Genomic DNA, 5,711 nt, shown 5'->3' on the forward strand with positions numbered 1-5,711 from the left:
CGCGACTTCGTCTACGACGCCTACTACGACTGCTACCTCTGCCCGGAAGAAACCATCCTCCCCTACAGCACCACGACACGTGAAGGATACCGCGAATACAAAAGCAATCCAAAAATCTGCAAAAACTGTCCTACCCTTCACCGTTGCACCGCCAGCAAAAACCATCAAAAAACCGTTACTCGCCACCTCTGGCAAGACGCCCTGGACGTTGCGGAAGACTACCGCTACACCACCCAAGGAAAAGCAGAATACAAACAACGCAAAGAAACCATCGAACGGCAATTCGGCAGCGCCAAAGAATACCATGGCCTTCGCTACACCAACCAGCGTGGACGAAAGAAAATGGACCTGAAAGCGGTGCTGACCTTTGCATGCATGAACATGAAAAAACTGGCACTAATGATGGATCGAAGAGATCGGGAGAGGGGAAACTGCGGCCCTTCTTTTGCTGATTTATGGAGAAAATGGATTGACAACATAAAAAAGAGACAAACCCCGAGATTTATTCGGAGTTTGTCTGCAGTCTGAGAAAATGCCTGCGGCATTTTCTACTAATTGGGATGCGTCGTGGAAAGAAGAATGTGAGTTGGGTAATCCATCGTATGGAAACGAAGACAGCTCACCCAATTCATCGTCTTTAAATGTCGAAGAAGCCCAGCAGGAATCAAATGCCGTTAGGCATTGCAACCACACATCCGCTTTGAAAAAACTGCGAACAAAAACAGCCGGTAGTTGTTATCCGAAACTCAAAGTCTCTCTTCCGCGACACAGCCCAATAGGAATCAAATGCCGTCAGGCATTTGCACTGCTAGAAGGCGTTTGTGGGTCGAGTGGGATGGGGTCCAGGGGAAGGGCCAGAGGGCGAATCGCAACGCCCTGGGCCCTTCCCCTGGTTTCAAAGCCATGTAAGAATCAAATTTTAAGCAAGAAAGTAACTTGAATCCATTACGTTCGCTACGCTATCGGAAAGCAATAACAAAGAGGGAGCGAATAAAAAAACACCATGCAATAAAAAACAACACGCTCTCTTTTCCTGGGTATGAAAAAAACAGCCCCATTCAGAGACTGTTTTTTCATACTATTCATTCCCTTCGGAAGTAGAAGAAGAACTCTTCTTCGATTTTGAAGAACTCGAATCGGAAGAACTTGAGCTTTTTTTAGAAGAAGAATCACTTGTTTTCTTCTCGGAAGTGGAAGAAGTCCCCTTCTTACTCGACGAAGAACGCCGCGACGAATCTGACGAATCCTCAGAAGATCCATAAGAAGAAGAATTCGTCTTATCCCCATACACATCGGCGTCTTTCTTCGACTTCACCGAATCCGTATCTTCCTCTTCATCCGAATCGCCGTAAGTTCTTTCCATGTGGCGCAGGAGGCTGTCGTCGCTGCCGTTTACGGCGTAGTAGCCGTAGGTGTCGTGGACCGGGCCCACGATGCCGTCGGCGCCGTCGCGATAGAAGATGATGTATTCCTGATTCGGCGTCATCCCCTTGGGAATGGGAATTTCCACCGTGCTCAACGCGCCCTTGTAGTTTTTAATAAACTCCAGCTCCGTTTGGCCCTTGGCATTGGTGGTCAGCTCAACCAAAGCGATGTAGTCGCTGGCGGCCTCCAGAGCGGCATTTCTCTTGTCTTCGTCGTCGCTTTCAAAGAGGGCCTTTTCCTCGGCGGCCTTGTCCTTTTCAGGCGTATAGGCCTCGTCCTTACTCTCCGTGGCCACGGCCTTGGCGGCCTTTTCCTCTTCCTTCGGCGCCTCCGCCTTCTTGCCGCAGCCGGCGAGACACAAACACAGAGCCAAAGCGAGAGCCGTGTAATTCCGTTTCATTCCATACCTCCCAACAGATTCCGTCTTTTTCATGATTATACCACGTCGCCGCCAAAAAGGCCCACGAGAAAGGCAAAAAACCGCGCGAAGTGTTATAATGACTCTATGAAATTACCTCAAGCCATCGAAGATGCCATCCGCCGCTTTCGCGAAAAAGGCGTGCCCGTCTACGTCGTCGGCGGCGCCGTGCGCGACAGCCTCATGGGCATCACGCCCCACGACTACGATCTCACCACCCCGGCCACCCCGGAAGAAATTCTCGCCATCATGGCGGGGGAGAAGACCTTCCGTGAAGGCGAAAAATTCGGCACCATCGCCGTCATGACCGCCATCGGCCCCGTAGAGATCACCACCTTTCGCATCGACGGCACCTACACCGACAACCGCAAACCCGACGCCGTTACCTTTACGACGGATCTGAAAGAAGATCTGGCGCGGCGGGATTTCACCGTCAACGCCATGGCTTACAGCTCGGAGACGGGCCTCGTGGATCCCTTCGGCGGCCGGGATGATCTGGAAAACAAAATCCTCCGCGCCGTCGGCGATCCCGACCGGCGCTTTTCGGAAGACGCCCTCCGGATCCTTCGCGCCTTTCGTTTTATGGGTCAGCTGAACATGACCTTGGATCCCGCCCTCCTCGCGGCGGCGAAAAATGAAGCTTATCGCATCGAAAGCCTCTCCGCCGAGCGGGTGGCCGATGAAATGAATAAAATTCTCCTTCAAGACGCTCCGTCCCGCGTTCTCTACGCCATGGAAGAGGCCGGCGTCCTTGAAAAGATCTTTCCCGAGCTCGTCCCCACCGTGGGCTACGACCAACGGAATCCCCACCACGACAAAACCCTGTTCGATCACATCCTTTGCGTGGTGGATCACGCACCCAAAACACTGCCCCTGCGCTACGCCGCCCTTTTTCACGACGTCAACAAACCCGACACCCTGACAATCGACGAAAATGGAAAAGGGCACTTCTTCGGCCACGACACCATGGGCGCGGAAACCGCAGGGCGCATCCTCGCCCGCCTAAAGAGCCAAAAAGCCCTTTCGCGGGAAGTGGAAGTCCTTATAAAAGAACACATGAAAGTCCACGACACCATGACCGACAAAGCCCTGCGCCGGCAAATCAAGCGGGTAGGGGAAGACTACATCTTGGATCTCTACGATCTTATGGCGGCGGACATGGCCTGCACCTGGGGTGCGCGGGACATCTCCTTCATCCTCGAGCGAAAAGCGCGCATCCGCGCCCTCATGGACGAAGGCATCGTCAGCCGAAACACCCTGGCCGTAAGCGGCAAAGACCTCATCGCCCTGGGCATGGCCCCCGGCCCCGCCATGGGCCGCCTCCTAAAAGAAATGGAAGACATGGCCCTGGACGACCCCGAAACAAACGAAAAAGAACAGCTTTTGGCCTACGCCGAAAAGCGCATTGCAGAAGAAAACGCAGCAAAGAACAACGAAGAAACAACCAAGAGGAGACACCCATGAAACTATTTGGAACCGACGGCATCCGCGGCGTCGCAAACGAAGAACTTACACCGGAACTTGCCATGAAACTGGGACGCGTCCTGGCCGAGCGCATTCACGAAACCGGCGCCGAAAAGCCCTTCGTCCTCACCGGCAGAGACACGAGACAATCCGGCACCATGCTCTCCATGGCCCTCGCCACAGGCCTCATGGCAGGCGGCGTCGACTGCGCGAACCTCTCCGTCATTCCCACCCCCGGCGTCGCCTACCTCACCCGAAAATACGGCGCCGCCATGGGCATCGTCATCTCCGCATCCCACAACCCCTTCGAATACAACGGCATCAAAATCTTCTCCGACAAAGGCCTCAAACTCCCCGACGCCGTAGAAGAAGAAATCGAAGAGCGGCTCACCGATCCCCACTACACACCGGTCCCCATCGATCCCAAAGCCATCGGTCAAAAGAAAAAAGACCTCCCCGGCATCGTCGACTACGAAGACTACCTCGTGGGCCTCGTGGACCGCGACCTCAGCGGCACAAAAATCGCCGTCGACGCAGGAAACGGCGCCCTGAGCGAACTGGCGGAAAAAGTCCTCACGAGACTCGGCGCCGAAGTCGTGGCCATCAACACCGCCCCCGACGGCGCCAACATCAACGCCCAATGCGGCTCCACCGCCCCCGAAAAAATTCAGGCCCTCGTAAAAGACATAGGTGCTGACGTGGGCTTCTCCTTTGATGGCGACGCCGACCGCATCATCGCCGTGGACGAAAAAGGTCAAATCCTCGACGGCGACCACATCCTCGCCATCTGCGCCGAAAACCTCAAAGCCAAAGGCGAACTCGATAACACCACCGTCGTCGGCACCGTCATGACCAACATCGGCCTCGATCGCTTCCTCAAAAAACAAGGCATCGACCTCGTCAAGACCAAAGTCGGCGACCGCTACGTCCTGGAAGAAATGCTCGAAAAAGGCTACGTCCTCGGCGGCGAACAATCCGGCCACATCATCTTCAGCCGCTACAACACCACCGGCGACGGCCTGGCCACAGGCCTCCACCTCCTGGAAGTCATGGCCGAAACAAACAAGCCCATGAGCGAACTCAACGCCCTCATGACCTCCTATCCCCAAGTCCTCGTCAACGCCAAAGTCGACAACAAGAAAAAACACGCCTACGAAGACCATGCGGGCATACAGGAAAAAATCCGCGAACTGGAAGCCAAATTTAAAGACGAAGGCCGCGTCGTCATCCGCCCCTCCGGCACCGAACCCCTCGTTCGCGTCATGATCGAAGGCAAAGACCAAGACATATTAAAAACCGAAGCCGAAAACCTCGCCCGCTATATAGAAGAGGTGCTCCAATGAACAAAATAAAAATCATCGCAGACACATCCGCCGACTTCACCGCAGAAGAGGCCAAAGCCATGGATATTGCCTTCGTCCCCTTCACCATCGACGCGGGAAAAAATACCTACATCGACGACGACACACTGGACCTCGATGCCCTCTACGCCGACATGCAGGCCAGCCAAGAGCCCACCCGCACCGGCTGCCCCTCGCCCTACAACTACAAAGAAGCCATCTTGGGAACAGGCGCCGACGAAATCTTCGTCGTCACCATCTCCTCCAAACTCTCCGGCAGCTACAACGCCGCCCAAACCGCCGTGGAAGAAGTGAAAAGAGAGCATCCCGAGAAAAAAATCGCCCTCATCGACTCCAAATCCGCCTCCGCAGGCACCGCCAACGTCGTGAGCCTCATCCGGAAGCGGGCCGAAGAAGGCAAAGACTTCGACGCCATCGAAAGAGAAGTGAGAGAATTCGCCGACAAACAATCCACCTTCTTCATCCTGGAATCCATGGACAACCTCATCAAAAACGGCCGCATCCCCAAACTCGCGGGAAAAGCCGTCAACGTCCTGAACATGAAGCCCATTATGCGCGGCGAAGACGGCGCCATCGGCCTCTTCCAAATCAACCGCGGCTTCAAAAAAAGCCTGGCCAAACTCGCCAAAGAAGTCATCAGAATCAACGCCGAAAAAAGCGTCGAATTCATCACCATCAGCCATTCCCACGCGGAAGAAAAAGCCAAACTCTTTAAAAGCTACATTCAAGACGAAATACAAACAGCCACCATACGCATCGTGCAGACCAAAGGCCTTTCCAGCGTCTACGCCGATTTCGGAGGCATCGTCGTCGCCCTGTAAAATCTTGCATTTTTACGCGATTTGCGGTAACATAAGCTTATATATTGTGCGAAACATAGGAGGACAATTATGGCAAAAGGAAAATTTGAAAGAAACAAACCCCACGTCAACGTCGGCACCATCGGCCACGTCGACCACGGCAAGACCACCCTTACGGCGGCAATCACCCTCGTATTAAACAAACGCTTCGGCTCCGGCGAATTCGTCGACTACGCAAACATC

5 protein-coding genes and 1 pseudogene are annotated in these 5,711 nt (G+C 54.2%); 5 read left to right on the top strand and 1 reads right to left on the bottom strand.

Annotated features, from left to right (window positions below; all coding sequences use genetic code 11):
• Positions 1 to 405 (top strand): annotated as a pseudogene (locus DG046_RS09370) (transposase); the annotation flags it as partial.
• A 673-nt stretch (positions 406 to 1,078) separates the two neighbouring features.
• Here DG046_RS09370 and DG046_RS09375 read toward each other — a convergent pair.
• Positions 1,079 to 1,825, bottom strand: coding sequence for a hypothetical protein (locus DG046_RS09375; protein WP_108832240.1), 747 nt, complete (start codon positions 1,823 to 1,825; stop codon positions 1,079 to 1,081).
• A gap of 105 nt (positions 1,826 to 1,930) precedes the next feature.
• Between DG046_RS09375 and DG046_RS09380 the strand changes: the two genes are divergently transcribed.
• The 4 genes from DG046_RS09380 to DG046_RS09395 all read left to right on the top strand — a co-directional run.
• Positions 1,931 to 3,307, top strand: coding sequence for a CCA tRNA nucleotidyltransferase (locus DG046_RS09380; RefSeq protein ID WP_108832241.1), 1,377 nt, complete (start codon positions 1,931 to 1,933; stop codon positions 3,305 to 3,307).
• On the top strand, positions 3,304 to 4,650 hold the full coding sequence (glmM, locus tag DG046_RS09385) for a phosphoglucosamine mutase (protein ID WP_108832242.1): 1,347 nt from the start codon (positions 3,304 to 3,306) through the stop codon (positions 4,648 to 4,650). Before DG046_RS09380 ends, glmM begins: the two co-directional genes overlap by 4 nt.
• On the top strand, positions 4,647 to 5,489 hold the full coding sequence (locus tag DG046_RS09390; RefSeq protein WP_108832243.1) for a DegV family protein: 843 nt from the start codon (positions 4,647 to 4,649) through the stop codon (positions 5,487 to 5,489). Before glmM ends, DG046_RS09390 begins: the two co-directional genes overlap by 4 nt.
• A gap of 69 nt (positions 5,490 to 5,558) precedes the next feature.
• On the top strand, positions 5,559 to 5,711 hold a 153-nt coding region (locus DG046_RS09395; protein ID WP_234411501.1), incomplete at its 3' end, for a GTP-binding protein.

The organism is Aedoeadaptatus coli, assembly GCF_900343085.1.
In the GTDB taxonomy this organism is placed as follows: Bacteria; Bacillota; Clostridia; order Tissierellales; family Peptoniphilaceae; genus Aedoeadaptatus; species Aedoeadaptatus coli.

Bases quoted from the DNA above. Each gene is read 5' to 3' on its own strand.
- DG046_RS09390 (WP_108832243.1), top strand. From the start codon at position 4,647: ATGAACAAAATAAAAATCATCGCAGACACATCCGCCGACTTCACCGCA.
- DG046_RS09375 (WP_108832240.1), bottom strand. From the start codon at position 1,825: ATGAAACGGAATTACACGGCTCTCGCTTTGGCTCTGTGTTTGTGTCTC.
- glmM (WP_108832242.1), top strand. From the start codon at position 3,304: ATGAAACTATTTGGAACCGACGGCATCCGCGGCGTCGCAAACGAAGAA.
- DG046_RS09380 (WP_108832241.1), top strand. From the start codon at position 1,931: ATGAAATTACCTCAAGCCATCGAAGATGCCATCCGCCGCTTTCGCGAA.